Origin of the sequence: Burkholderia sp. AU27893 (assembly GCF_002223205.1) — a bacterium.
Taxonomy (GTDB): Bacteria; Pseudomonadota; Gammaproteobacteria; order Burkholderiales; family Burkholderiaceae; genus Burkholderia.
Window position 1 is genome coordinate 52718 of the sequence record NZ_NKFD01000001.1, and the last position, 25841, is coordinate 78558.

Genomic DNA, 25841 nt, shown 5'->3' on the forward strand with positions numbered 1-25841 from the left:
CCCGGGCAAACCCGAAACGCTATCGAGTCACCCGGCCGAGGTCAAGCGCCGATGTGAGGCGATCGTGCGGGCATCGGCCGCGATTGCCCGCCGGACGGGCCGCAAGCGGATTCGGGCGGGTTGTCGCAAGGTCGGCCGGCGGCCGACTGGAGGGCATCCGCCGGAGCCCGCCGGAAAGGACGAAAAAAAGGGCACGGTCGGCGCCCAGCGCCGGCGTGCCCGCATGGAGAATCCCGGACGGAGGGCGGGACGGGGCCCGTCGGGCCCCGTTTCGGGTCAGAAGCGCGTGCGGATGCCCGACGTCAGTTCGAGCTGGTTCTTCGCGCCGAACGTCGACGACACCGTGTAGCCGCCATGCAGCTTCATGTAGTCGCCGGCCAGGTAGACCTCGGTGCGCTTGCTCAGGTGATAGAACACCGACCCGTAGATCGTTTCCTTGAAGCCGTTGGCGACGCCGTTGGTCAGGCTGAACGCGCCGAGGTTCGCATTCGGCGTGAAGCCGTCGGCGTTGTTCGCGGCGTTCTTGATGCGCATCTGCTGGTAGCCGAGCTCGTAGTCGAGCGCGCCCTTCGGCGCGATCTTCATCGACACCGTCCACGAATCGTCGTGACGCTGGCCGAGCGAGCCCTGGTCGCCGTTGTAGCGGAAGTAGCCGGCGTTCAGCCGCACGATGTCGAACGTGTAGTTGCCGCCGACCGAGAACGTCTGGTTCCGGTAACCGTCGTGGTTCACGTGGTTGTAGAAGCCCGACACGTTGAACGGCCCGCCGTTGTAGCCGAGCGCGACCTGGTACGCGGAGCCGGTCGCGAACGCGGTCGAGTTGCTGAACTGGTAGCCGGCGCTCGCGAAGATGCCGTTGCTGAACAGCTTCTTCCACGCGACGCCGTTGTTGTAGCGCGTGCCGGTCGGGCCGGCCGCGTAGAAGATCATCTGCTTGAAGTTGTTCGAGTTGGTCCAGCCGCCTTCCTCGGTCGACAGCTTCGAGGAACCGTACGCATCGCCGTAGATCGTGGACGCATCGCGGGCGATCGTGTTCTGGAAGCCGGCCGTCAGCTTGCCGAAACGCTCGTCCTCGACGCCCACCCACGCGTCGCGGTCGAAGATCTGGCCTTCGTCTTCCATCTGGCCGTTCGCGACCACGAATTCGCTTTCGAGGCGGAAGATGATCTTCGTGCCGCCGCCGATGTCTTCAGCGCCCTTCAGGCCCCAGCGGCTGCCGCTGAACCACGGCTCGCCTGCGTTGCCCATCCCGATCACGTGATTGCCGTTCGCGTCGGCGTGGGTCCGGTAGGTCGGAAAGCTCAGGTCCATCAGGCCGTAGAGCTGCACGCTCGACTGCGCATGCGCCTGGGTGCCGGCGCACAGGCCAGCCGCCGCGATGGAAAGGGCAAGGGTTTTTCGTTTCAAGATCGTCTCCTCCGAGCTGCCGCATTGGAATCTGGTCGTTGGCAGTACGCAATGTATGCCGACTCTTGCCGGCCACAGCGAGAGGGCCGACGCGTAGCATCGTAGAGGGTGCAATCCTTCACGACGCTTTCCCGGGCGCAAGAATCGGATCGGTGAAAACACCGAACGCGCAACAATCGCGGATCGGGCAGGCGGGCGGAAGCAGGCAAGCCGGGGGCGCCGGCATGCGTCGATGACGTTTCGTGCTACGAATCGGTATTCAGGGCGCGCAAAGCGGCCCGTCAGTCCTGCGTGCTCTTCATGCGCAGGATGTAGCCGAGCCCGCGCAGCGTGATGATCTCGGCCGTGCTGCCCGCGAGATGCTTGCGCAGCCGGTGGATGTAGATGTCGATCGCGTCGGCGCTCGGCTCGTCGTCGAGCGCGAACACGCTGTCCATCAGGCGGGCCTTCGACACCGTCTTGTTCTGCTGCAGCATCAGCGTTTCGAGGATCGCATGCTCGCGGCGGCGCAGCGCGAGCACCGTTTCGCCGCAGCGGAATTCGCGCGTGCCGAATGCGTAGACGAGATCGCCGCACACGAGCTGCGTCGTGCCGACGCCGGCCTGCCGGCGGATCAGCGCGCGAATCCGCGCAACCAGCTCGCGCGATTCGAACGGCTTCACGACGTAGTCGTCGGCGCCCGCGCCGAAGCAGTCGACCTTGTCGTCGACCGAGCCGTGCGCGGTCAGCATCAGCACCGGCACGTTGTCGTTGCGGCGTCGCAGCCGCGCGAGTACTTCCTTGCCGCTGATGCCGGGCAGGCGCATGTCGAGCAGCACCGCGTCGTAGCGTTCGGTTTTCAGTACCGTATCGGCGCGCTCGCCGTCGCCGACGGCATCGACCGCGAAATCCTCGCCGCGCAGCAGGTTCACGATCCAGTGCGCGAGTTCGGCGTTGTCTTCGACCAGCAGGAGTTTCATGACGGCGTTCTCTTCAATCGTAGGCGGGCAGCCGTACGGTTACGACGATACCGCGATTGCCGGCGCCCGGCGCGAGCGAAACGCTGCCACCGTGCGCCTGTGCGATCTCGCGGACGATCGCGAGCCCGAGGCCCGAGCCTTCGGTGTCGGCCGACACGCGGTAGAACCGCTTGAACACGTGCGGCCGCGCCTCGGCCGGGATGCCGGGGCCGTTGTCGACCACGTCGAGCACGATTGCGTCGCCGTCGCGGCGGGCGCAGACCGTCACGCAGCCGCCCGGCTGCGTATAGCGCACCGCGTTGTCGACGAGGTTCATCACCAGCGCGGTCAGCAGGCTGTCGCTGCCGGCGACGTCGAGCCGTTCACCGAGATCGGCGCCGAGATCGATATTGCGCTGCTGCGCGAGCACGATCGTCTCTTCCAGCACGCTCGACACCACGGCCGCGAGATCGACGCGATGGGTCAGCAGCGTCGACGGCGTCGCTTCCGCATGCGCGAGCAGCAGCAGCTTGTCGGTCACGTCGGCCATCTTGCGGCTGCTGCGCTGCATGCTGTCGAGCACCGACGCGAGTTCACGATCGTCGTTGCCGCGCTGCTGCGCGTACTGGATCTGCGTATCGAGCACCGCGATCGGCGTGCGCAGCTGATGCGCGGCATCCGCGATGAAACGGCGCTGCGTGGCCGTGTGCGTGTTCAGCCGCGCGATGCACTGGTTGATCGCGTCGACGATCGGCCGCAACTCGTGCTGCAGCCGCTCGGGGCGGATCGGCTCCAGCTCCATCGGCCCGCGGTCGGCCACGTCGTCCTTCAGCTTCATCAGCGGGCGCAGCTCGAGCGTGAGGCCGAGATAGACGAGCACCACCGCGAGCACCAGCATCAGCGACAGGCGCACGAGCTGCGGCCGCCAGATCGTCGCGACCATCGCGCCGTAAGAACGCGTCGTCTTCGCGACGACCACCGTCACCGTCTCGATCTGCCCCTCGTCGTACAGCTGGCGGTCGTAGGCCACCGCGCGCAGCGGCACGCCGTCGAGCGACGTGTCGTACAGCGTCGGCTCGACGCCGTGCCGCGCCGGCAGGTCGAGCGCGGGATTGCCGGCGAGCAGGCCGTCATGGCCGTCGATCACCTTGTAGAACACCGAGTCGCGCGACGGCGATTCGAAGATCTCCAGCGCGGCGGGCGGCACGTCGGCCGCCGGCCGCCCGTCGCGCCATTCGACGTCCTCGCCGATCGTGCGCGCCGACGCGACGAGCGCGCTGTCCTGCACGAGCGCGGCCGTGGTCCGCGCGGTGTCGTACGACATCGCGCCGGCGATCAGCACGAACACCGCGAGCGGCAGCAGCAGCCACCACAGCAGCCGTCCGCGCAGGCTGTGCGCCATCCCGTTGCGCTCCTTCTCCGAAATGCCGAACCGCGCCGGGGTCGCCGGCGCGGTCGGGTGTGTCATGTCAGGCGTCCGTCTGCGGCGTTCAGAACGCCGCGGGGCGCCACTTCAGCAGCCGCTTCTCGAGCCACGTCAGCAGGTAGTCGGCGGCCAGCGCAACCACCGCCAGCACGATCATCGCCGCGAACACGCCGCTCGCGTTGAACGCGCCCTGGGCGGTGGAGATTAGCAGGCCGATGCCCTGCTTGGAACCCAGGAATTCGCCGACGACCGCGCCGACCAGCGCGAAACCGAAGCTCACGTGCAGGCTGGCGAGAATCCAGCTCAGCGCGGACGGGATCACGACCGACGTGGTGATCTGCCGGCGCGACGCACCGAGGATCTGCGCGTTCGCGATCAGGTAGCGGTCGGCTTCGCGCACGCCCTGGAACGCGTTGCCGAACACGACGAAGAACACCATCACGACGGCCAGCGCGATCTTCGACGCCATCCCGAGGCCCAGCGCGATCACGAAGATCGAGCCGAGCACGACGCGCGGAATCGAGTTCGCGATCTGGATGTACAGGCCGAACACGTCGGCCATCAGCTTGTTGCGGCCGAGCACGATTCCGCAGATCACGCCGGCCACCGAGCCGATCACGAAGCCGATGCCGGTTTCCTCGAGCGTGACCCACACCTGCGTGAGCAGCGGGCCCTGCGACGTGCCGTTGACGAACCAGTCCTGGATCTGCGCGAAGATCAGCGTCGGCTGCGAGAAGAAGAACGGATCGATCCACTTCAGCCGTGCGGCGAGTTCCCACCCGCCCAGCACGATCACGAGCACGGCGATCCGCAGGCCGATGATCAGTTGCCGGCGGCGGCGCAGGCGGGTTTGAGCGGCGCGCGACTCGTCCTCGAGCGACGTCGCCGGAATGGCGGTGGGGGGAAGCGTCATGTCGGTCATGCTCCTGTCCTTGCGGTCCTTGCCTTGAGCGTATGCGTCAGCCGATCTGCACTTCTTCGCGCAGGTCGTGCCAGATGTCCTTGGAAATTTCGATGAAGCGCGTGTCGTAGCGGATCTCCGACGTGACGCGCGGGCGCGGCAGGTCGATCTCGTACACGCGCTTGAGCGTGGCGGGCCGCGCGGTCAGCACGAACACGCGGTCGGCCAGCGCGATCGCCTCTTCCAGATCGTGCGTGACGAACACGACCGAGCCCTTGTTCGCGGACCAGAGCTGCAGCAGCTCGTCCTGCATCAGCGTGCGCGTCTGCATGTCGAGCGCGGAGAACGGCTCGTCCATCAGCAGGATTTCCGGCTGGTTGATGAAGGTCTGCGCGAGCGCGACGCGCTTCCTCATCCCGCCGGACAGCTGGTGCGGGTAGTGCTTCGTGAACTTGTCGAGGCCGACCTTGCGGATCCATTCCTCGGCCTGCGTGTACGCGACGTCCTTCGAGCGGCCGCGAAACAGCGGGCCCGCCGCGACGTTGTCGATCACGTTGCGCCACGGGAATACGGCGTCGGCCTGGAACACGAAGCCGATGCGCGGGTCGATCCCGTCGACCGGACGGCCCATCACGCGCACTTCGCCCGTTGCGGGCTTGAGCAGCCCGGTGATCAGGTTCAGCGTGGTCGACTTGCCGCAGCCGGTCGGGCCGACGATCGCGATGAACTCGCCGCGCGCGACGCTCATGCTGAAGTCGCGCAGCGCGACGGTGGCCTTGCCTTCCGGCGAAATGAAGCGGCACGACACGTTGCGAAACTCGATCGCCGGTGTGCTTGGGGAAACTGCCTGGTTCATCGCATTGATCCTGCGGGTGAGGAGGGCGTCGCATCGTGGCGACGCCGGGCCGGTCAACCGGGCCGGAACGGGGCACGCACGGCGGCGGGATCGCCGCCGCCGGCGCCGCTGCCGGGTTCGCTTACTTCGCGTTCACGAAATCGTTCGTGTAGGTGCGCGCCAGGTCGATGTGCTTGCCTTTCACCGACGGGTTGAACGCCGACAGTACCTTCAGCACGGTCGCCGGGCCGTCGGCCGGCATCTTGCCGTCGGCCGTGTACATCGGCAGCGACGCCTTCAGCGCGCTCACGTACAGCGCCTTGTCCTTCTGGTAGTCGGCCGGCATCTTCGCGGCGATCTCCTCGGCGCTGTGCGTGTGGATGAACTGCATCGTCTTCGCGAACGCATGCGCGAGCTTGGTCGCCTGATCCTTGTGCGCATCGGCCCAGGCCGACTGCACGTACAGGCTCGCGGCCGGATAGGTGCCGCCGAGCGCGGCGCGCGTGCCTTCCAGCGTGCGCAGGTCGACCAGCACCTTCGCGTCGCCCATCTTCTCGAGCGCGGACACCGTCGGCTCGGTCGTCATCCCGGCATCGATGCGGCCCTGCTTGATCGCGGCGATGAAGCTCGCGTCGGCGCCGACCGGCAGCATCGTGTACTGGGTCGACTGCACGCCATGCTGCAGCGCGAGGTATTGCGTGAGGAAGCTCGTCGACGAGCCGAGGCCCGTCACGCCGAGCGTCTTGCCCTTCGAGTCGGCCATCGACTTGAAGGTCGGCGCGGCCTTGGTCGACACCATCTCGACTTCGCCCGGCACCTGGCAGAGCACGGCGATCGCCTTCACGTCCTTGCCCTTGCTCTGCAGGTCGACCGTGTGGTCGTAGAAGCCGACCACGCCCTGCACGGCGCCTGCCAGCAGTTCGTTCTCGGCGTCGACGCCGGCCGGCTGCGACAGCAGCTCGACGTCGAGCCCTTCGGCCTTGAAGTTGCCGAGTTCCTGCGTGAGCCGTGCGGGCAGGTAGATGAGCTTCGCGATCCCGCCGACCATGATCGTGATCTTGCCGCCGTCGTCGGCGAAAGCGGGTTGAGCGGCAAGCGCGCAGCTCAGGCTGGCTGCAACGGCGAGGGTGCGCAGGATGGGTCGCATCGGGTCGTCTCCGTTCGTTGTATTCATGTGGCGCGATGCTTGCTGCATCGTCACGACGAGTATAGGGAGGCGAAACCTTCTGCAACCTTTCGCGGGTTGGCGGTTCCTTTAGGGGTTTTCCAGCAACGCAGGGCCGGAACAGGCGGGAATCGGGGGCGGCAGGCGCTCAGCGCCACCCGGTCAGCACGCGGCCCATCGCGTCGAGCCCCATGTCGAACAGGTGCGCCACGAACGGCACGAGGTTCGGGATCATCAGTTGCACGAGCAACAGCCCGACGAGCATCGTCACGGGAAAGCCGACCTGGAACACGCCGATCTGCGGCGCCGCGCGGTTCAGGATGCCGAGCGCGAGGTTCGCGATCAGGAGCGCCGCGATCACCGGCAGCGCGAGCAGCAGCCCCATCTCGAACACCGTCGTGCCGAACCCGGCGAGCGTGCGCCAGCCGGGCGCGTGCAGCAGGTCGGCCGACACCGGCAGCGACTGGAACGACGCGGCGAGCGCGGCGAACACCTGCAGGTGGCCGTCCACCGCGAGGAACGCGAGCATCGCGACCGCGTTCAGGAAGCGGCCCATCGCGGGCGTCGCGCCGCTCGTGTGCGGATCGAAGAAGGTGGCGAAGCCGAGCCCCATCGACAGCCCGATGAAGTCGCCGGCCGCCTGGACGGCCGCGAACACGATCTGCATCGTGAAGCCCATCGCGACGCCGATCAGGAACTGCATGACGACGATCCAGATGCCCTGCGCGGAGAACACGGTGACGTCCGGCATCGCGCCGAGCGTAGGCGCCACGACGAGCGCCATGAACGCGGCGAGGCCGATCTTCACGCGGATGGGCACCGACGCATGGCCGACGACGGGCGCGGTCGCGACGAGCGCGAGCATCCGCACGAACGGCCACAGGAACGCCGTGAGCCAGCCGTTGAGCTGCGCGTAGGTAACCGAGAACATCGCCGCCGGGTGGTGCGCGCGGCTCAGCCGACGCCGAGCGTCGCGACGTGCAGCAGCGTCTGCCGCAGGTAGTCGAGCATCGTCGTCATCATCCACGGGCCGGCGATCACGAGCGTCGCGGCGACCGCGAGCAGCTTCGGGATGAACGACAGCGTCGCCTCGTTAATCTGCGTCGCGGCCTGGAACAGGCTCACGACCAGGCCGACCGCGAGCGCGACCAGCAGCAGCGGGGCCGCGAGCAGCAGGCCGACCATCATCGCGTGGTGCGCGAGCGTCATCACTTGTTCGGGCGTCATCGTGCGTGTTCCTCCGCGGCTTACGTAAAGCTCTGCGCGAGCGAGCCGATCAGCAGCTGCCAGCCGTCGACCAGCACGAACAGCATCAGCTTGAACGGCAGCGACACGGTGGACGGCGACACCATCATCATCCCCATCGACATCAGCACGCTCGCGACGACCATGTCGATGATCAGGAACGGGATGAACACCGTGAAGCCGATCTGGAAGCCGGTCTTCAGCTCGCTCGTGACGAACGCCGGCACCAGCAGCGACAGCGGCACGTCCTCGGGCCCCTGCATCGGCGCGGCCTTCGAGATCTTCGCGAACAGCGCGAGATCGGTCTCGCGGGTCTGCTTCAGCATGAAGGTCTTGAACGGCGCGACGCCGCGCTGCACGGCCTGCTCCATCGGCATCGAGCCGTCGGAGAACGGCTTGTAGCCGTCGTTGTACGCCCGGTCGAGCACCGGCGACATCACGAAGAAGGTGAGGAACATCGCGAGGCCGACGAGCACCTGGTTCGGCGGCGTCGTCGCGGTGCCGAGCGCCTGGCGCAGCAGCGACAGCACGATGATGATGCGCGTGAAGCTCGTCATCATCAGCAGCATCGCCGGCAGGAACGACAGCATCGTGAGCAGCAGCATCGTCTGCACGCTCAGCGAATACGTGGTGCCGCCATGCGGGCCCGGGCTCGCGTTGAACGCGGGCAGGCCGTTCGCCTGCGCATACGCGAGCGCGGGGGCGAGGCAGAGGATCAGCACGGGCGCGAGGCGCGCCGCGCGATGCAGGAAGGCGTGTTTCATTGGAATGCGGGGTCGGAAAGAGGGCGCGGCGCCATGTCAGCGGTCCTTGCCGCGACCGAGGCGCTTCGCGGCTTCGCCCGCGAGCGCGTCGCGAAACCGCGAGCCGAACGTGCCGGGCAGGCCGCCTTCGGACGGTGCAGCGCCGGCGGGCGCGTCGGCGGAAACCGGGGCCGCCGCCGCACCGGCCGGCAGCGTATGCAGCAATCGCACGTTGCCCGGCGCGACGCCGAGCACGAGCCAGGTATCGCCGATCTCGACGATCGTCGCGCTTTCCTTCGCGCCGACCGCGACGCTCGACACGACCTTCAGCGGGCCGCCGCGGCGTGCATGCTGGAAGCCGAAGCGGCGCGCGAGCCACGCGCACGCGAACACGAGACCGATCACGACCGCGAGCCCGACCAGCGTCTGCAGCACCGCGCCGACGCCGAGCGACGGTGCGGCCGAGCCGACCATCACGCTCGATGCGATCGACCCGGGGTGGTTCACCGCGTTCATGTCGGCGGCGCCGGCCGGTGCGGTGGCGAGCGCCGCCGCAATGGCCGCGGCAGCCGCTGCCACGCTTGCGACGCGCACGCGGCGGCCGGGCTTTGCTACGTTCATCGATTCAGCTTCCGGATGCGTTCGGCCGGCGTGATGATGTCGGTCAGGCGGATACCGAACTTGTCGTTGACCACCACGACCTCGCCCTGCGCGATCAGGCAACCGTTCACGAGCACGTCCATCGGCTCGCCGGCCATGCCGTCCAGCTCGACGACCGACCCCTGCGCGAGCTGCAGCAGGTTGCGGATCGCGATCTTCGTGCGGCCGAGCTCCACGGTCATCTTGACCGGGATGTCGAGGATCATCTCGATGTCGTTGTGCGTCGTGTTTGCCGCGGCTTTCGACAGCGGCTGGAACACGCCGGCGCCCGTCGCACCGGCCGGCACCGGCTGCTCGTTTTGCTCGGCGAGCGCGGCCGCCCAGTCGTCCATGCCCGGATCTTCTTCCGCCGCGGCCGGTGCCGCCGGCGCGGCGGCGGCCGAGGCCGCGAGGGCCGCGTCGGCCATCGCTTGTGCGTCGTCCTCGGGCGTCTGGTTCAGCTCACTCATATCCACCTTCCTTCATCGAATCGCCCGCGCTGATCATCTTCTGCACGCGCAACGCATATTGACCATTGAAAATTCCGTAGCCGCATTCCATCACCGGCACGCCGTCGACCTTCGCGGTGATCGTGTCCTCGATTTCCAGCGGCAGCACGTCGCCCGCGCGCAGGTTCAGGATCTTCTCGAAGTTCGACGAGATCTCGGCGAGGTTCGCGGTCAGCTCGACTTCGGCGGCCTGCACCTGCTGCGACAGCACGCGCACCCAGCGGCGGTCGACTTCGAGCGCCTCGCCCTGGATCGGCGACGCGAGCACGTCGCGGATCGGCTCGACCATCGAGTACGGCATGCAGATGTGCAGCGTGCCGCCTGTCGGCCCGAACTCGATCGAGAACTGCGTGACGATGACGATCTCGTTCGGCGTCGCGACGTTCGCGAACTGCGTGTGCATTTCCGAGCGCACGAACTCGAACTGCAGCGGCCGCACGCTCTTCCACGCGGTCGTGTAGTGCTCGAACACGAGGTTCAGCAGCTTGCCGATGATCCGCTGCTCGGTGGCCGTGAAGTCGCGGCCCTCGACGCGCGTGTGAAAGCGCCCGTCGCCGCCGAACAGGTTGTCGACGACGAAGAACACGAGGTTCGGGTCGAACACGAACAGCGACGTGCCGCGCAGCGGCTTCACATGCACCAGGTTCAGGTTCGTCGGGATCGGCAGGTTGCGGGTGAACTCGCTGTACTTCTGCACCTTCACCTGGCTGACGGAGATTTCCGCCGTGCGCCGCATGAAGTTGAAGATGCCGATCCGCAGCAGGCGCGCGAAGCGGTCGTTGATGATCTCGAGGCCGGGCATCCGGCCGCGGACGATCCGCTCCTGCGTCGCAATGTTGTAGGGGCGGACGCCCGATGTGTCGCGCTGTTCGTCGACTGAATCGGCTTCGCCCGTGACGCCCTTGAGGAGGGCATCGACCTCCTCCTGGGACATGAACTCCTGGTGACCCATACGCGCTCCTTTCGCGGCCGCGTTACTGGACGACGAACTCGGTGAACAACACGTCGTCGACCTTCGCGCGCTGGTTGCCCGGCTGCGTCGGCTGCTCGATCAGCTCCCGCAGTTCCTTCGCGAGCGAACGTTTGCCGTCCGGGGTCGCGAGCTCCTCGGGATGCTTGTTCGACAGCGCGAGCAGGATCCGGCTGCGGATCTCCGGCATCCGCGCGGTCAGTTGCTCCTGGGCCTTCGAGTCGGTGAGCTTCAGCGACAGGCCGACGCGCAGGTAGTGCTGCGCGCCGTCGTCGGACTGCAGGTTCACGGTCAGCGGGTCGAGCGGGAAGAACACCGGCGCGGCCAGCGGCGCCGGCTCGGCGGGCTTGCTCGCATGGCCGACGCCTTCCTTGCTCAGGAACACGTACATGCCGCCGGCTGCGGCGGCTGCCGCGCCCAGCGCGATGACGGCGATCAGCGCGATGCGCTTGAACTTGCCGGAGGAAGCCGGCTTGTCGGCGGTCGGGTTTGCGGTCGTGGAGGCCATGTGAATGCGTGCGTGATGTCTCGTAGCATGCATTGTTCGGCATCCGGGCCGTGGCCGATGGGCGGAAAAGAGGGGGGATTTGCGGCTATCTCAGCCGATTGTCGGCCGGGTGTCGGCTCGATGCAGGGTAAATGGGGGCGGAAAGGGCCGCCGGGGGCCGGCGATTGAGGCGCGTGGGGTGGGGCTTGAGCGCCGTACCCCCTCGCGGAGCCTGCCGCGCCGATGGCGGCAGGCACGATCGCGCCAGGCCGGGCCGGCGTTTGGCGGGCGGCCGCGCCGCCCGGTCAGATCGGCAGCAGCGTCAGGAGCGGTGCGATCAGCACCATCGCGACGCCCGCGATCATCATCGTCAGGCTCGACACGACGCCTTCCTCGCTGCCGATCTCGCGCGCCTTCGCGGTGCCCACGCCGTGGGCGGCCGCGCCGAACAGCGCGCCGCGCGCGAGCCGCGTGCGCATCGGCACCAGCGCGAGCACCAGCTCGCCGAGCAGCATCCCGCAGATGCCGGTCGCGATCACGAACAGCGCGGTGAGATCCTTCGGCGCGTGGATCTTGTCCGACACGGCGAGCGCGAACGGCGTCGACACCGAGCGCGTCATCAGCGAGCGCTGCAGCTCGGGCGACAGGTGCAGCAGCTTCGCGAGCAGCAGCGACCCGCACACGCCCGCACAGATCCCGACCGCGACGCCGACCGACAGCGACAGCCAGTGGCGGCGGATCAGGTCGCGATAGTCGTAGATCGGCACCGCGAACGCGATCGTCGCCGGGCCGAGCAGCCACATCAGCCAGCGCGTGTCGTGGAAGTAGACCGAATACGGGATGCCGGTCAGCAGGACGAGCAGCACCAGCACGCCCGGCACGAACACGAGCGGCGAGAACAGCAGCGTCTTCTTGTATGCGTAGAGCCGCTTCGACGCGAAATACAGCACGACCGTCAGCACGAAGCAGCCGAACGAGATCGCGGTGTTCGCCTGGTCGGCGGACAGGTTCGACAATGCGGCAAGCATGGCAGGCTCCGGCTCAGTGGGCGGACGCGGCGGTGAGACGCGTGCGGCGGCGTTCGGCGAACACGCGCTGCGCGGCGAGCCGGCGCTCGAGCTTCGCGGCGAGGTCGACCGCGACGGCCACCGCGACCATCACGAACGCGGTGCCGGCGAGCATCACCAGCGCGATGCGCCAGCCGTCCTCGCGAAACAGCCCGCCGTACTGCACGGCCGCGACGGCGGCCGGCACGAAGAACAGCAGCATGTCGGACAGCAGCCAGTTCGCGCCGTCCTTCACCCAGGCGGGCGCGACGCGGCCCGAGAACAGCAGCACGAGGAGCACCGCGAGGCCGATCACGCCGGACGGAATCGGCAGCCCGATCTTGCGCACGGCCCAGTCGACCGCCATCCACAGCACGCCGAGCGCGGCGGCCTGCAGCGCGATCCGGCCCGTGCGGGCCAGGCTGCCCGAAGCGGCGGGGCGGGCGACGAGTGCGGCGGTCGGCTTGGTCATGGCAGGCTCCCTACAGATATTCCGTTGATGGTGGGAGTATAGGGTTTCCCCTAACCATAAATAAAATGACTTGTCTCTATCCTTATCATTCCAATTCGGAATTCGTTTTTGATCGCCGCACCACTTTGGGGAGTCATCGATGGAATTGCGCGCGTTGCGGTACTTCGTCGAGGTGGTTCGCCAGCAGAGCTTCACGGCGGCCGCCGACAAGCTGTTCGTGACCCAGCCGACCATCAGCAAGATGGTGAAGGCGCTGGAAGACGAGATCGGTTCGCCGCTGCTGCTGCGCGACGGCCGGCAGATGGTGCTGACCGACGCGGGGCGGATCGTGTTCCAGCGCGGCCAGGACGTGCTCGCCGCGCAGGCGCAGCTGCAGTCGGAGCTGAACGATCTCGGCACGCTCGGGCGCGGCGAGCTGACGATCGGCATCCCGCCGCTCGGCGGCTCGCTGTTCACGCCGATCATCGCCGCGTACAAGCAGCGCTATCCGAACATCGAGCTGAAGCTGTTCGAGCAGGGCGCGCGGATGATCGAGGCCGCGCTGACGTCGGGCGAGCTGGAGCTCGGCGGGCTGCTGGAGCCGGTCGATCCCGGCACCTTCGAGCGGCTACCGATGGTGCGCGCGCCGCTGTGGCTCGTCGCGCCGCGCGAGTCGCGCTGGGAGGATCACGCAGCCGTGCCGCTCGCGGATCTCGCGCGCGAGTCGTTCGTGTTCTACGCGGAAAGCCTCGCGCTGCACGATGCGGTGCTGGATGCGTGCCGGCAGGCCGGCTTCACACCGTCGATCGTGAGCCGCAGCGGCCACTGGGATTTCATGGCCGCGCTCGTGCATGCGGGAGTCGGCATCGCGCTGCTGCCCGAGCCGTATTGCCGGCGGCTCGACGCGGGCCAGTTCACGTGCCGGCCGATCGTCGAGCCGGAGATCACGTGGGCGATCGCACTCGGCTGGCTGAAGAAGGGGTATCTGTCGCACGCGGCGCGTGCGTGGCTCGACGTGGCGCGGGCGACGCTGCCGATCGCGCCGGGTGACGATCTGGCGTTCGGCGGGTTGCGGGCGAGGGAGTGAAGTCGGCAGGCCCGGCGATCAGCGGTTGCCCTCGAACAGCGTCCGAATGACATCGCGGCCCATCGAATCGAAGTCGGCTGGGACGTGGATTTGTCCTTTCATGAATCCGATCCGACTTTGAGGAGCAGGCTCCGGCATGTCGATCGGCACGACCCTGACAAGCGGTTTGCCGGCGTCCGCGATCACGAACGGTTCACGGGCATCGATGGCTTCATCGATCAACCGGGACACGTTCACCTTCGCGTCACGCATGTCGTCAATCCGCATTGCACCTCCCCGATCAACCGAACTCAAACATCCAGCCGCCCCAGTTTAATCGGAAGAGGCGAGCCAACGGCCAACCTTTCCTGCGGCCACACCTGCTTCAATGCCCCATCGCCGGCCCCGCGCCCTTCCTCGGCTTCGTGACCCACACGAGCGCCGCGAGCGCGCCGAACATGAACGCCGACAGCAGGAAGAAGTCGTTGGTCGCCATCATGAAGCCCTGCTGCGTGACGAGCTGGTTGAGCTGCGCATTGGCCGTCTGGCCGACGATGCCGAGCTGCGACAGCGCGCCCTGGTAGTCGGTCGTGCTCTGCGCATACACGCTCACCGATTCCGACAGCCGCGCGTGGTGGTAGATCGCGTCGTTCTCCCAGAACGTCGAGCTGGCCGCCGTGCCGATCGCGCCGGACAGCGTGCGCAGGAAGTTCGACAGCCCCGACGCGCTCGCGAGCCGGTCGTCGGAGATGCTCGACAGCGTGATCGTCGTCATCGGCACGAAGAAGCACGCGACGCCGATCCCCTGCACGAGCCGCGGCAGGATCACGTGGTTGAACGGCACGTCGAGGGTAAACGTCGAATTCCAGATCGACACGCCGGCGAACACGATGAACGCGAAGCTCGCGACCATCCGCAGGTCGAGCCGGTGCATGTTGCGGCCGATCAGCGGCGACAGCACGAGCGCGAGCAGCCCGACCGGCGCGGTCGCGAGGCCGGCCTTGCCGGCCGTGTAGCCCATCACCGTCTGCAGCCACAGCGGGAAGATCACGACCGAGCCGAAGAACGCCATGAAGCCGAACGAGATGATCATCGCGCCGAGCGCGAAGTTGCGGTCCTTGAACAGCGACAGGTCGACCACCGGCTCCTTCTCGGTCGCCTCCCACACGAGCATGAACGCGAGCGACACGACCGCGATCAGCGCGAGCGCGACGATGAACATCGAGTTGAACCAGTCGCGATCCTTGCCGAGGTCGAGCATCATCTGCAGGCACGACACGCCGATCACGAGCAGCGCGAGGCCGATCGCGTCGATCCGCTGCTTCGACGTCTTCGTCTCGCGCCCGCGCAGCAGGAAATACGCGCAGGTCGCCGAGAAGATGCCGATCGGCAGGTTGATGTAGAAGATCCACGGCCACGTGTAGTTGTCGCTGATCCAGCCGCCCAGCAACGGGCCGAAGATCGGTGCGACGATCACCGTCATCGCCCATAGCCCGAGCGCGAGCCCGCGCTTCGCGGGCGGGTAGCTGCGCATCAGGATCGTCTGCGACAGCGGCACCATCGGCCCCGACACGAGGCCCTGCAGCAGCCGGAACGCGATCAGCGTCTCGAAGTTGGTCGCGAGGCCGCACAGCGCCGATGCGATCGTGAACGCGAGCACCGACAGCGTGAACAGCCGCACCTCGCCGACCCGCCGCGCGAGCCAGCCGGTGAGCGGCACCGCGATCGCGGACGCCACCGAGTACGACGAGATCACCCAGGTGCCTTCGCTCGTCGCGACGCCGAGGCTGCCGGAAATGGTCGGCACCGCGACGTTCGCGATCGACGTGTCGAGCACTTCCATGAAGGTGCCGAGCGCAAGCCCGACGGTGAGCAGCGCGAGCGCACCGCCGGACAACGGCGCGGGTTCGGCGGCGGGGGCGGCGGATGCCGTGGTGGCGGACATCGGAATCTCCTAGACGCGGCGCGCGCGACGCGCCGGCACAACGCACGGGCGTGCGCCGCAGCGCAACCCGGCCGGGTGGAACGGATAAAGGGAAAAGGGGAGCGCGTGCCCTGTCATCTTCTGCCCAGACAGAGAAATAAGCGAGTGCTTAACCTAGACATGGGGCCTCCGCGCACATCAGCCGTCCGCTTCTTCGTCGGGTTTCGGGCAACCGGTCGAACCGGGCCCGTTGGCGATGAAGCGTTGCAACAGGCCGGTGAGCGTCACGAGCTCGTCGGCCGAGAAACCGTCGAGTTGCGCGTTGAGCGCATTAGCGATCAGCGACGGCAGCGCACGCGCGGCTTCGGCGCCGCGTTCGGTCAGCGTCAGCTCGATCATCCGGCGGTCCTGCTCGCTGCGCGAGCGGGCAACCAGCCCCTTGCGTTCGAGGCGGTCGAGCATCCGCGTCATCGACCCGCTGTCGTACGACATCTTGCGGGACAGCTCGAACGGCGTGCGCGCATAGCCGCGCGACAGCAGCAGGATCACGCCGATCTGCTGCGCGGTGAGGTCGTGCGGCTCGAGCGCACGGTCCATCCGCTCGACGAGCGCCTGCTTCGCCTTCGACAGGTAGTAGCCGAGGCTCGTTTCCAGCGCGATGTTCTCGGGATCGTAGAGGCCGCCGGTCATGCGATTGCGCGCGCAGCAATAGTGCGTTTCAGATTTGGACGCGCCCAGTATCTTGAAAATTGATTGCATAGTCAATATTATTTGAGGCAACCAGTTACGACGTGCATGTTGCACTGCCGGAGACTATGTTCTGACCGATGCGCCCGCGCTGCGGGCACCCGAGGATGTTCGCGATGCTGTTCCTGAAAAATGCCGCCGGCGCGCTGCGCCGCAACCTGACCGATACCGCTCATCATGCGTTTTCCGGGCCGCACCGCGGCTGGAAGATCGCGCTGTACGTGACGATGCTGGTGGTCCCAGGCGGCTCGCTCGCGGCGCTCGGGTTCGCCTGGTTCGATCATCGCCGGCAGCGCAACGCGAAAGACGGCGCTCGCCGCGCGGGCCAGCCGGCCGCGACGGAGCCGTCGACATGGCGGTCCGCCGCCGAACCGCTGCCCGCGCGCTGCCACTGACCGCTGACCGCGCGCGTCTCCCGCCTTCCTGGCTGCTCCGACTGAGCGCCGGCCGCGCCCCGCACGGCCGGCGTCGCATCCCCGTCGTCCCGTCAGCTGGCCGTAATGGCCGGTAAACCGGCCGCTCGCGCCGGTAACACATTCCTGTCGCCGCGCGCCGTACCCTTGGGGCTGCGCAGCTTTCCCGCCGTCAGTTACCATTTGTCCGCCAGCGGCACGACGACCGCATCGCGCGACGCCGCTCGCCGGACGTCGCGCCCAGACAGGAAAACCACCATGCCGTACGCCTCCCTCCCGCGCGCCCTTCGCCCGCTGAGCGCCGCCGTCGCCGTCGCGACGGCCGTGCTGCTCGCCGGCTGCGCCGTCGGGCCCGACTATCACCGGCCCGACACGTCGATCCCCGCCGCCTACAAGGAAGCGCCGGCCGGCTGGAAGGTCGCGCAGCCCGCCGACCGCACCGACCGCGGCGCGTGGTGGACGGTCTACAACGATCCGCAGCTCGATGCGCTGATCGGCAGGCTCAACGCGTCGAACCAGACCATCGCGCAATCGGCGGCCGCGTACCGGCAGGCGCGCGCGCTCGTCACCGAGGCGCGTGCCGCGTATTTCCCGACTGTCGGGCTGACCGCGTCGGGCTCGCGCGCCCGCACGCCGCGCACGTCGGTGTCGTCGGGTTCGTCGAGCTTCGGCAGCGGTTCGTCCGGTTCGATCAACAACAGCTACAGCGTCGGCCTCGACGCGAGCTGGGAACCGGACCTGTGGGGCAAGGTGAGTCGCACCGTCAGCGCGCAGCGCGCCGGCGAAGCGGCCGCCGCGGCCGATCTCGCGAACGCGCGGCTGTCGCAGCAGGCGCTGCTCGCGCAAACCTATTTCCAGCTGCGCACGTCCGATGCGCTGCAGAAGCTGCTCGACGACACCGTGAAGTCGTACGAACAGTCGCTGAAACTCACGCAGAACCAGTACGCGCAAGGCGTCGCCGCGCGCGCGGACGTGATCCAGGCGCAAACCCAGCTGCAGAGCGCGCAGGCCGCGTCGATCGACAACGGCGTGGCCCGCGCGCAGTACGAGCATGCGATCGCGACGCTGATCGGCGAACCGGCGTCCACCTTCTCGCTGCCGCCGAATCCGCTCACGGCCGAGCCGCCGGTCACGCCGGTCGACGTGCCGTCCGCGATCCTCGAGCGCCGGCCCGACGTCGCCGCGGCCGAGCGCCGTGCGGCGGCGGCGAACGAGCAGATCGGCGTCGCGATCGCCGCGTTCTTCCCGACGCTCACGCTGTCGGCCACCGGCGGCTTCCAGAGCTCGGTGTGGTCGCAACTGTTCACGCTGCCGGCGCGCTTCTGGACGGTCGGCCCGCAGCTTGCGGCCACGCTGTTCGACGCCGGGCTGCGCGCCGCGCAGACCGACGCCGCGCGCGCGACCTACGACCAGGACGTCGCCGCGTACCGCCTCGCGGTGCTCACCGCGTTCCAGGACGTCGAGGACAACCTCGCGTCGCAGCGCATCCTCGCGCAGGAAATCGACGTGCAGCGGCAGGCGGTCGACAGCGCCCAGCATTCGCTCGCGATCGTCACGAACCAGTACAAGGCCGGCACGGTCGCCTACCTGAACGTGCTGACCGCGCAGACCACCGCGTTCACCGCGCAGCAGAAGCTCGCGACGATCGCCGGGCAGCGGATGACGTCGTCGGTCGGGCTCGTGAAGGCGCTCGGCGGCGGCTGGAACGTGGCTGAGATGACGCGCGAGAACGGCGACATGGCGGCGCCGGCGCCTTTGCCGGCGTCCGCGAGCAACGCGGTGGCTACGCCGGTCGCACAGAAGTGAAAATCGTGCTCGGTCGAACGACTAGCAAATCGTTTAGCGAAAAAATGGCCGAAATGCCATCTCTCGTTCCAGTCCTAAAAACTGTTAATGAAATTCGACAAATAATGGATAAAACTTGATTTTTGTCTATCACCAATTATCTCAAAATAAAATCGTTGAACTTATTAAGGGCGCAGCTTACGAATTCACTGCATCAACACCATGATGCGAATTCACCCTTAATAAGGAAATGACTAAAATGATTGCAAATATCGGAGAAAAATGCCCGCAGGGCGGCACGTGGCATCCTGTTGGAAATCCGAATGACACACGCTCCATCGGTATCGGTAATATCATGCCGCCCACGCCCAACGGCGAACGGCACTGGGTTCTGAAAACGCCGACGGGCGACAAGTAAGTTGCGTGGGCCGGCTTTGCCGGCCCTTCGTTTCATTATCCGGCGCCTTATTCGAATCGATATCAGCGCCGGCGTATTGCAATCCCACAGACGGCAATTTCAGTAAAGATCATTCCAGCCGATCGCACATTCGTGGGCGTTTGAACGCCCTGCGCGCAATCAGCGCTGCGCGTCGCCGAAGATCAGCGACACCTCGTTGTTCCCGATCGGGTGGCCGAGCAGGTTCAGCAGCCCCGCGAGGTTCGCCTGCTGCTCGGGCGCCGAGTGCGCGGTGCCACGGAACGAGCCCTGGCCCGGGCCGAAGGTGCCGTGGCCATCGAGGAACAGCGGGCCCTGCGTCGTCGACAGGTCGAGATCGGCGCCGGCCCCCTTCGCCTGCAGCACCGCGCGGTACGAACCGAGCGGCTTCACGCGCGAGACGCGCGAGCTCATCGAGTCGATCGTCACCGTCAGTTGCCCGAACGCGTTGTTGCCGATCAGGCGCCAGTCACTCCAGCCGAGCCGCACGTCGCCCTGCAGGTCGAGCGTGTTGAACGGCGTGCCGAGCCCGGCGAGCAGCGACGCCGGCACGGCCATCGTCCCCGCCGACAGCACCGCGCCGCGCCACGTCGCATCGAGCGTGACCGCGTCGGGCATCGCCTCGGTCTGCCGCATGCGCATCTGCACGCGCCCGGTCAGCAGCGGCCAGAAGCGCGTGGTCCATTCGACCCGGCCGGGCAGCAGCGTCGCCGCGCTCTGGTCGGCCCCCGGCGCGAGCATCAGCGTGCCCGAGCCGTGCCACAGCGACCCGTCGGGATCGACGAGATTCACGTGCCCGCCGGTCGCGCGCGCGAACTGCGGCGCGATCCACGCGGCCGGCGCAAGTGCGACGAGCGTCAACGCCGTCGCCAGGCCGCCCGCCAGTACCCACGGCAATGCGGTGGCGAGCCGCCTCAATCCCGGCCTCATCGGCCGACCGCCACTTGCGTCGTCCAACTGCGTCATTTCTGCGTAGACGGTTGCATCACGGCCGTCAGGTCGACCTGGCCATCGTCCTTCAGCGCAGTGGCATGCGCCTCGCCGACCTGCACCTTGAACTGCCGGCGCGCATCGTCGAGCCACTGCGTCCACGCCGGGAACGACACGTTCTTCATCTGGATCTGCACGCCGTTGCCGACGATCTGCACCTGCGCGCCCTGCAGCCCGTGATCGGACAGCGACGCGGTCAGCGCGTCCTTCAGCGCGAGGCCGGTCGGTGCCACGCCCTGCGCGGCGGCCGTCAGTGACTTCGCCTCGTTCGCCTGCGCGGTCATCTGCGCCAGCTCGCGGCGCATCGTCGGCAGCTCGCGCTGGATCCGCGCGCGGCCTTCCTGCGCGGGCGACCACAGCACCGAATACGCGATCGCGACCGCCAGCACGGTGCCGCCCCAGCCGAGCAGCATCTTTTCGCGCTGGGAGCGCTCGCCCCAGAACTGGGCCAGCGTCTGGTTCAGTTGTTCCGTCTTCATGAGCGGCTCCGGATCGTCCATTTGCCCGTATTGCTGTCGACTTCGCCGGACAGTCCGTTACGCGCGAGGCGCTGCGTGAAATCGGGATCGACCTTGACCTCGGGCTTGAAGCCGACGTCGAGCCGCCGGTCGTGATAGTCGAGCGACGCGATGCCGTTCAGCGGCAGCGCGCCCATCGAGCGCGACAGCCCGCTCGCCAGCGCGAGGAAATCGTTCGGCGACAGCTCGCCGGCCGCGAGACGCAACTGGTCGAGCTGGCGCTGCATCTGCGCGGGCGGGTCGAGCACCGTCGTCGTCTTCGGGAATGCGGACAACAGCGTCTCGGTGATCTGAGCGGACAACGCATCGCGCTCGCGCGACAGCTTCCACCAGTGCAGGTTCATCCCGATCACCGCCACGCCGAGCGTCGCCGCGACGAGCGCGAGCGGCACGCGCAGGCGTTTCACCGTTGCGCGGTCGAAGCGCCACGGCTGCGATTCGAATTCGAACTGGCACAGGTCGAACTTCTCGGTCAGCGCGCGCCGTGCGAACGCGTCGAACGACAGCGGCGCGGCGCCCGGCAGCAGCGTGCCGCCGTCGGTGCGGCCGACCGAGGCCAGGCGAGGCTCCGCGCCCGGTTCGCCAAGTTCGTACAGTTCGACGTCGCCGCCGCCCGCCAGCGCGGCCAGCGTGCCCGCCGCACGCGACGCGGGCGCCGCGAAGCCTTCGCCGAGCGCACCACGCGCGACCGCGAGTTCGAGGCGCGGTGCACCGGCCGCAGCCGGCAGCGCGCCGGCTTCGACGAGTACCGGTTCGACCGATGCCGCAAGCCCGAGCACCGCAGCCACCGTCGCCGGACGGGCGGGCGGCGCCTCGACGGCGTCTGCAACCACCGCGGCGGCATCGATTTCGCTGTCGGCCGGCGCGGCGGTGACGTGCGGCGCCGGCAGGCAGCGGGTCGCGGGCACCGCGCTCAGGTGCCGATGGCCGGCCGCCGTGAACGCATCGCAGATGGTGCGGAACCACGCGCGATCGACGACCGCCAGCACGCGGCGCCCGTCGGGCAGCGGGTCCGGATCGAGCGCGATATGGCAGCCGAGCGGATCCTGGATCAGCTGATCCTCGACGATGTTGGGCAGGGCCTGGCGCAGCTTCGGTCCCTTCAGCGGCGGCACGGTCGCGGCCAGCAGCAGCACGTCGCGCGCGGCGACGATCAGCACGGTCGCATTCGCGCGCGGCAGCAGCGCGAGCGCGGCGCGGCCGGCGCGCTGCACGTGGCCGGCCTTGTCGACGAGCGTGAACGGCAGCTCGGGCCACTGCCATTCCTGCAACGGCACGGCAGGCTCGCGCGGCGGCAAAGAAACAATCAACGTGCTCACAAGAGCTCCTCTCCCGATTGGCGTCGTTATAGCTGGTCGCGAATGCGCACGACCCGTGTCGAGTGCGTGGTCGGATCACGATACACGAGCGAGGTGCGATTGACCTCCGCGCGTTCGTGCTGGATCCGGCCATGCACGATGAAATAGCTCGAATTGACGTCGATGACGCTCGAGTCGAGCGTCACGTTCGGCGCACCGGCGCCGCGCAGCGCGAGCTGCACGTCGCTGACGTTGCGGAAAAACACGGTCTCGCGGCGCGACACGAGCGCCTGCGCGGACGACACGCTCATCCCCGGCATCAGCGCCGCGATCACCTCGGCCGGCGCCGTGTTCATGTTCACGGGCGTCGTGGTCGGCAACACGGTGACGAACGGGCGCAGCCGCGCGACCATCTCGGGCGTCACGCCGTCGACGTCGAGCAGACTGTCGACGCCCGTCATCATCAGCGGCGCGGGCCCGCGATCGCCGCCCGTCATGCCGGGGTCGTCGGTGAAGCCGCCGCCTTGCTGATCGGTCGTCACCGGCGCGGTGACCGGCGGCGCCGTGCCGCCGCCCGGCAGCGTCGGCATCTGGAAACGCGTCGCCGAATTCAGCAGGCTCGCGCGCACCTGCAGCGCGATGCGCTTCGCGAACGCGCCGTCGTAGCCGAGCGTCGTCAGCAGGCGCTGGAACGCCTGGACCTGCGTGACGTTCAACTGCAGCACGCCGGGCGCCGGCGACGCCACGAGGTTGCGCAGGTTGAACTTCGCCTGCGCGTCCTCGATCGAGCCGGACAGATAGGTGTCTTCGCCGCCGGTCTCGTTGGGCGCACCGATCCGGCCGAGGAAGTCCGACAGTTTCGTCTTCGCGATCGGCACGCCCCAGATGCCGCCGAGATACGTGATGCCGGGCGCCGTATCGCCTTCGGAACGCAGGATCATCCGCGTCCAGTCGAGCGCGCCGCGCGCGACCCACTGCGCCTGCGCGATCACGCGCTGGTTCTCGATCCGGCGGATCTGCACCTGCTGGCGCCACAGCATCCCCGAGACGAGGATCGCCGACAGCGCGACGACCAGCAGCGCGGTGATGATCGCCGCGCCGCGCTGGCGGCCGGGTGCCCGTGCGCGACCGGCGGCGCGGGCAACCAATAATGAGCGGTGAGGGCGCGCGCGCATCGTCATTCCCCGACGAGGAAGATGCGCGTGACCGGCACGCGCAGCGACGTCGCGCCGATGCTGACCTGCAGCCCCGTCACCGCGCGCGCAGGCGGCGCGTTGCCGATCTGCGGCACCTTGAGCGCATCGTTGTTCTGCGCGAGCGCGTCGTTGGCCGTCTGCAGGTTGGTGGTCCAGCCCACGCGCGGCACGTACAGCTTCGCGTCGATCGCGCCGACGCCGCCCATCAGCGCGACCCAGCTCCAGCCTTCGACGCTGCTGTCCTTCAGCATGTTGCGCAGCCGGTTCGCGTCGTCGATCGGCGGCGATGCGTAGCGCACGACGCGCCCGCCGGCGATCCGGTAGCGCACCACCTGCAGCCGCGGCGCGACGCCCGGCACCTCGAGTTCGCGGACGATCTGCAGCGTATTGCCGGCCACGCCGATCGCCGGCTGGCCGGCCTCGTCGTCGGTCGCGGCGAGCCGCGCGTCGATGCGCATCTGGTCGAACATCTGCGCGAACACGCGTTCGTCTTCCATTGCGGCCGCGACCTTGTCGCGGCCGCGCATGATCTGGTCGAGCCCGCGCCATGCGAGGATCGCGACCACCGCGAGGATCGCGATCGCGATCATCAGCTCGATCAGCGTGAAGCCGCGGGCGGGGCGCGCGAGCGGGCGTCGCATCGGCGCGTCAGAGCGGACGGCTGGTTTCATTCGCGACCACCGTCACCATTTGCGCGAGCACGCCGGTTTGCCCGGGCATGCTCACCGAAATCCGCACGCGCCGGAACACCGGGTTGGGCGTGGTGCTCACGCGCTGCGTGCAGACGAGCTGCACGTTGCCTTGCGAGCAGTCGAAGCTCTGTTCGCCGATCTCCGGCCACGCGTGCGTGAGCCGCATCTGCGCGAGCGCGTTGTCGGCGCTCCAGCCGGCGAGCAGGCGGCGATGAAGGTCGGAGGCATTGTTCGCCATCGTGCCGACCGCGCGGATCGACGCGGCGAGCGCGACCGCGATGATCGCGAGCGCGACCAGCACCTCGATCATCGTGAAACCGCGCGATGAAGAAACGGAAGAGGGCAAGCGACAACGCATCGTCATTGCACCTCGTAGCGGCCGTTGCCGGTGCCGACGATCGTCGCGCTGCCGACCGCCGAATGCAGCGTCACGCGCACGGGCGTGTCGATGCTCTCGGTGCCGAACACGACGCGATTCGCATGCGTGTCGGACCCCGGATAGTCGATGTCGGCGCCCGTGACGCCACCGTCCCAGTCGCGCGGGCGCAGCAGGTCGTCGCGCAGCGTGCGCCAGCCGTCGGGCGAGCTCACGTCGAAACGGAAGCCGTGCGCGGTCGGCTGCCACGCGATCGGCCGGGCACGCACCTGCGCTTCGTCGCCGGCCGTCTCGAACAGCAGCGCGATGCGCTGCGCTTCCTCGCGCAGGTCGGTGCGCGGATTGCGCGTGAGCGACAGCGACGCGAGCGACACGAGCAGCCCCGCGATCACGAGCACGACCAGCATTTCGAGCAGCGTGAAGCCGCGCGCGCGATGACGCCGCGCCTCATGCAACGCCTGCCCGCCGTCGGCACGCACCGGTGCGGACGAAGCCGCGCCGCGACGCACACGGCAATCGCGGCCGCAGCGGAAGGTCGTGCGAGTGGCGAGCATGAAGAAGGGGACGAAGCGTCGGGCCGGTCAGTGAGCGCCTATTGCCACGAACCGATGTCGGTGTCGTTGCCTTCGCCGCCTTCCTTGCCGTCGGCGCCGTAGCTGAACACGTCGATCTCGCCGTGCACGCCCGGGTTCAGGTACTTGTAGCCGTTACCCCACGGATCGTTCGGCAGGCGCTCGAGATAGCCGCCGTCCTTCCAGTTGTTCGGGATCGGATCGGTGGACGGCTTCTGGATCAGCGCGTTCAGGCCCTGATCCTGGGTCGGGTAGCGGCCGTTGTCGAGACGGTACAGCTTGAGCGCCTGCATGATCGTGCCGATGTCCTGCTTCGCGGCGATGCGGCGTGCCTCGTCCGGGCGGCTCATGATCTTCGGCACGATGAGCGCCGCCAGGATCCCGAGGATCGCGACCACCACCATGATCTCGATCAGCGTGAAACCGCGCTGACGACGCACGGCCGCGTTGCGGCGAGTGATCCACGTTTGCATGACTGACTACCTCTTTCCAAAAAATGTCGTTGGTCGGGTGACGCACCCGGCGCATCGGACGATTGCCTGACGGCAACCTTCCGAACCCGCGGGCGCGGAGCACGCATTGTAAGGCGCGCATTGCCGAGGGCTTTCACCCAACGCAAATTTCATATACATCCGTACAATAGCGCGCATGAACGCGCTCTCGATCCGGATCCTCTCCCTAGCCCTCTTCGCGGGTTTGTGCGCGACGGCCACCTACTGGGTCGTCACGCTGTCCGCCCGCGAAGCGCCGCTGCCCGCCGCCGCCGCGCGGCTGCCGATCCGCACCGAGGACGCCGCGGCGCTCTTCGGTGGTCAGCTCGACAAGAATGCCGTGCAGGACATCCACCTGTTCGGCATCCTCGCGCTCGACCACGGCGGCGCCGCGATCATCGGTGTCGGTGGCGAACCGCCGCGTGCCGTGTCGCTCGGCGCGGACGTCACGTCCGGCGCGAAGCTCGCCGAAGTCCGCCCCCGCTCGATCATCGTCGAGCGCAACGGCGCCCGCACCGAAGTCCAGCTGCCCGCCAACACGCCGTCCCCGGCGATCTACGTGCGCTGAAGCCGAA

The 25841-nt window shown here is 68.0% G+C and carries 31 protein-coding genes; 5 read left to right on the forward strand and 26 right to left on the reverse strand.

Annotation, left to right across the window (positions count from 1 at the left end; translation table 11 throughout):
- Positions 1–276 precede the first annotated feature (276 nt).
- The 15 genes from CFB47_RS00200 to CFB47_RS00270 form a co-directional block, all read right to left on the reverse strand.
- Positions 277–1407 carry a porin gene (locus tag CFB47_RS00200; protein ID WP_089455312.1) on the reverse strand — a complete coding sequence of 377 codons (1131 nt, stop codon included), beginning with the start codon at positions 1405–1407 and terminating at the stop codon, positions 277–279.
- Positions 1408–1688: 281 nt separating this feature from the next.
- Positions 1689–2366, reverse strand: coding sequence for a response regulator (locus tag CFB47_RS00205; RefSeq protein ID WP_069246727.1), 678 nt, complete (start codon positions 2364–2366; stop codon positions 1689–1691).
- A gap of 13 nt (positions 2367–2379) precedes the next feature.
- Positions 2380–3747 (reverse strand): sensor histidine kinase, encoded by a 1368-nt coding sequence (locus CFB47_RS00210; protein ID WP_089455313.1) that lies wholly within the window; start codon positions 3745–3747, stop codon positions 2380–2382.
- An 88-nt stretch (positions 3748–3835) separates the two neighbouring features.
- Positions 3836–4693 carry an ABC transporter permease gene (locus CFB47_RS00215; RefSeq protein ID WP_089438879.1) on the reverse strand — a complete coding sequence of 286 codons (858 nt, stop codon included), beginning with the start codon at positions 4691–4693 and terminating at the stop codon, positions 3836–3838.
- Between the two features lie 37 nt (positions 4694–4730).
- Complete coding sequence (locus tag CFB47_RS00220; protein WP_039351969.1) at positions 4731–5528, reverse strand: ABC transporter ATP-binding protein; 798 nt, start codon at positions 5526–5528, stop codon at positions 4731–4733.
- A gap of 121 nt (positions 5529–5649) precedes the next feature.
- Entirely contained in the window at positions 5650–6654 is a 1005-nt protein-coding gene (locus CFB47_RS00225; RefSeq protein WP_089455435.1) for an ABC transporter substrate-binding protein, read from the reverse strand.
- A 166-nt stretch (positions 6655–6820) separates the two neighbouring features.
- Entirely contained in the window at positions 6821–7603 is a 783-nt protein-coding gene (fliR, locus tag CFB47_RS00230) for a flagellar biosynthetic protein FliR (protein WP_089460226.1), read from the reverse strand.
- Between the two features lie 23 nt (positions 7604–7626).
- Positions 7627–7899: a flagellar biosynthesis protein FliQ gene (gene fliQ / locus CFB47_RS00235; protein ID WP_039351961.1), complete on the reverse strand. Its 273-nt coding sequence runs from the start codon at positions 7897–7899 to the stop codon at positions 7627–7629.
- 20 nt (positions 7900–7919) lie between these two features.
- Complete coding sequence (gene fliP / locus CFB47_RS00240; RefSeq protein ID WP_089455315.1) at positions 7920–8681, reverse strand: flagellar type III secretion system pore protein FliP; 762 nt, start codon at positions 8679–8681, stop codon at positions 7920–7922.
- Between the two features lie 36 nt (positions 8682–8717).
- Positions 8718–9281 (reverse strand): flagellar biosynthetic protein FliO, encoded by a 564-nt coding sequence (gene fliO / locus CFB47_RS00245; protein WP_089460227.1) that lies wholly within the window; start codon positions 9279–9281, stop codon positions 8718–8720.
- Positions 9278–9769, reverse strand: a complete 492-nt coding sequence (gene fliN, locus CFB47_RS00250) for a flagellar motor switch protein FliN (RefSeq protein ID WP_089460228.1) — start codon at positions 9767–9769, stop codon at positions 9278–9280. The genes fliO and fliN overlap by 4 nt, the downstream gene beginning before the upstream one ends.
- Positions 9762–10760 (reverse strand): flagellar motor switch protein FliM, encoded by a 999-nt coding sequence (fliM, locus tag CFB47_RS00255; protein ID WP_089438883.1) that lies wholly within the window; start codon positions 10758–10760, stop codon positions 9762–9764. Before fliM ends, fliN begins: the two co-directional genes overlap by 8 nt.
- A gap of 22 nt (positions 10761–10782) precedes the next feature.
- Positions 10783–11319, reverse strand: coding sequence for a flagellar basal body-associated protein FliL (fliL, locus tag CFB47_RS00260; RefSeq protein ID WP_089424119.1), 537 nt, complete (start codon positions 11317–11319; stop codon positions 10783–10785).
- Positions 11320–11570: 251 nt separating this feature from the next.
- Positions 11571–12293 (reverse strand): LrgB family protein, encoded by a 723-nt coding sequence (locus CFB47_RS00265; protein ID WP_039351943.1) that lies wholly within the window; start codon positions 12291–12293, stop codon positions 11571–11573.
- Positions 12294–12306: 13 nt separating this feature from the next.
- A complete protein-coding gene (locus CFB47_RS00270) occupies positions 12307–12783 on the reverse strand; it encodes a CidA/LrgA family protein (protein WP_089438884.1) in 477 nt (158 codons plus the stop codon).
- 139 nt (positions 12784–12922) lie between these two features.
- Between CFB47_RS00270 and CFB47_RS00275 the strand changes: the two genes are divergently transcribed.
- Positions 12923–13849 carry a LysR family transcriptional regulator gene (locus CFB47_RS00275; protein WP_085041246.1) on the forward strand — a complete coding sequence of 309 codons (927 nt, stop codon included), beginning with the start codon at positions 12923–12925 and terminating at the stop codon, positions 13847–13849.
- Positions 13850–13867: 18 nt separating this feature from the next.
- Here CFB47_RS00275 and CFB47_RS00280 read toward each other — a convergent pair whose 3' ends face one another.
- From CFB47_RS00280 to CFB47_RS00290, 3 genes are all read right to left on the reverse strand, one after another.
- The gene (locus CFB47_RS00280) at positions 13868–14116 is read right to left on the reverse strand and encodes a type II toxin-antitoxin system Phd/YefM family antitoxin (RefSeq protein ID WP_089460229.1); all 249 of its coding nucleotides are present in this window, start codon (positions 14114–14116) and stop codon (positions 13868–13870) included.
- Between the two features lie 97 nt (positions 14117–14213).
- The gene (locus CFB47_RS00285; protein ID WP_089460230.1) at positions 14214–15773 is read right to left on the reverse strand and encodes a DHA2 family efflux MFS transporter permease subunit; all 1560 of its coding nucleotides are present in this window, start codon (positions 15771–15773) and stop codon (positions 14214–14216) included.
- A 177-nt stretch (positions 15774–15950) separates the two neighbouring features.
- Positions 15951–16442 (reverse strand): MarR family winged helix-turn-helix transcriptional regulator, encoded by a 492-nt coding sequence (locus tag CFB47_RS00290; protein WP_089438887.1) that lies wholly within the window; start codon positions 16440–16442, stop codon positions 15951–15953.
- Between the two features lie 173 nt (positions 16443–16615).
- Here CFB47_RS00290 and CFB47_RS00295 point away from each other — a divergent pair, with 173 nt between their 5' ends.
- The 3 genes from CFB47_RS00295 (at position 16616) to CFB47_RS41050 (ending at position 19115) form a co-directional block, all read left to right on the forward strand.
- On the forward strand, positions 16616–16894 hold the full coding sequence (locus CFB47_RS00295; RefSeq protein WP_089461320.1) for a multidrug ABC transporter ATPase: 279 nt from the start codon (positions 16616–16618) through the stop codon (positions 16892–16894).
- 276 nt (positions 16895–17170) lie between these two features.
- Entirely contained in the window at positions 17171–18718 is a 1548-nt protein-coding gene (locus tag CFB47_RS00300) for an efflux transporter outer membrane subunit (RefSeq protein ID WP_089460231.1), read from the forward strand.
- Positions 18719–18956: 238 nt separating this feature from the next.
- Complete coding sequence (locus CFB47_RS41050; protein ID WP_166741970.1) at positions 18957–19115, forward strand: hypothetical protein; 159 nt, start codon at positions 18957–18959, stop codon at positions 19113–19115.
- Positions 19116–19274: 159 nt separating this feature from the next.
- Here the strand turns inward: CFB47_RS41050 and CFB47_RS00305 are convergent, their stop codons facing one another.
- The 8 genes from CFB47_RS00305 to gspG are packed head-to-tail and all read right to left on the reverse strand — an operon-like array spanning position 19275 to position 25248.
- Positions 19275–20063, reverse strand: a complete 789-nt coding sequence (locus tag CFB47_RS00305) for a type II secretion system protein N (RefSeq protein WP_089438889.1) — start codon at positions 20061–20063, stop codon at positions 19275–19277.
- Between the two features lie 32 nt (positions 20064–20095).
- Complete coding sequence (gene gspM / locus CFB47_RS00310; protein ID WP_089461321.1) at positions 20096–20602, reverse strand: type II secretion system protein GspM; 507 nt, start codon at positions 20600–20602, stop codon at positions 20096–20098.
- Entirely contained in the window at positions 20599–21960 is a 1362-nt protein-coding gene (gene gspL / locus CFB47_RS00315; RefSeq protein WP_089460232.1) for a type II secretion system protein GspL, read from the reverse strand. The genes gspM and gspL overlap by 4 nt, the downstream gene beginning before the upstream one ends.
- 26 nt (positions 21961–21986) lie before the next feature.
- Positions 21987–23114 (reverse strand): type II secretion system minor pseudopilin GspK, encoded by a 1128-nt coding sequence (gene gspK, locus CFB47_RS00320; RefSeq protein WP_089461322.1) that lies wholly within the window; start codon positions 23112–23114, stop codon positions 21987–21989.
- Between the two features lie 2 nt (positions 23115–23116).
- Entirely contained in the window at positions 23117–23776 is a 660-nt protein-coding gene (locus tag CFB47_RS00325; protein WP_039351910.1) for a type II secretion system protein J, read from the reverse strand.
- A gap of 7 nt (positions 23777–23783) precedes the next feature.
- Entirely contained in the window at positions 23784–24191 is a 408-nt protein-coding gene (gene gspI / locus CFB47_RS00330) for a type II secretion system minor pseudopilin GspI (protein WP_373453127.1), read from the reverse strand.
- On the reverse strand, positions 24188–24757 hold the full coding sequence (locus CFB47_RS00335; RefSeq protein ID WP_089424127.1) for a GspH/FimT family pseudopilin: 570 nt from the start codon (positions 24755–24757) through the stop codon (positions 24188–24190). The genes gspI and CFB47_RS00335 overlap by 4 nt, the downstream gene beginning before the upstream one ends.
- Before the next feature lie 38 nt (positions 24758–24795).
- Positions 24796–25248 carry a type II secretion system major pseudopilin GspG gene (gene gspG / locus CFB47_RS00340; RefSeq protein WP_011350483.1) on the reverse strand — a complete coding sequence of 151 codons (453 nt, stop codon included), beginning with the start codon at positions 25246–25248 and terminating at the stop codon, positions 24796–24798.
- 175 nt (positions 25249–25423) lie between these two features.
- Here gspG and CFB47_RS00345 point away from each other — a divergent pair, with 175 nt between their 5' ends.
- Positions 25424–25834 carry a type II secretion system protein N gene (locus CFB47_RS00345; protein ID WP_039351532.1) on the forward strand — a complete coding sequence of 137 codons (411 nt, stop codon included), beginning with the start codon at positions 25424–25426 and terminating at the stop codon, positions 25832–25834.
- Positions 25835–25841: the final 7 nt, after the last annotated feature.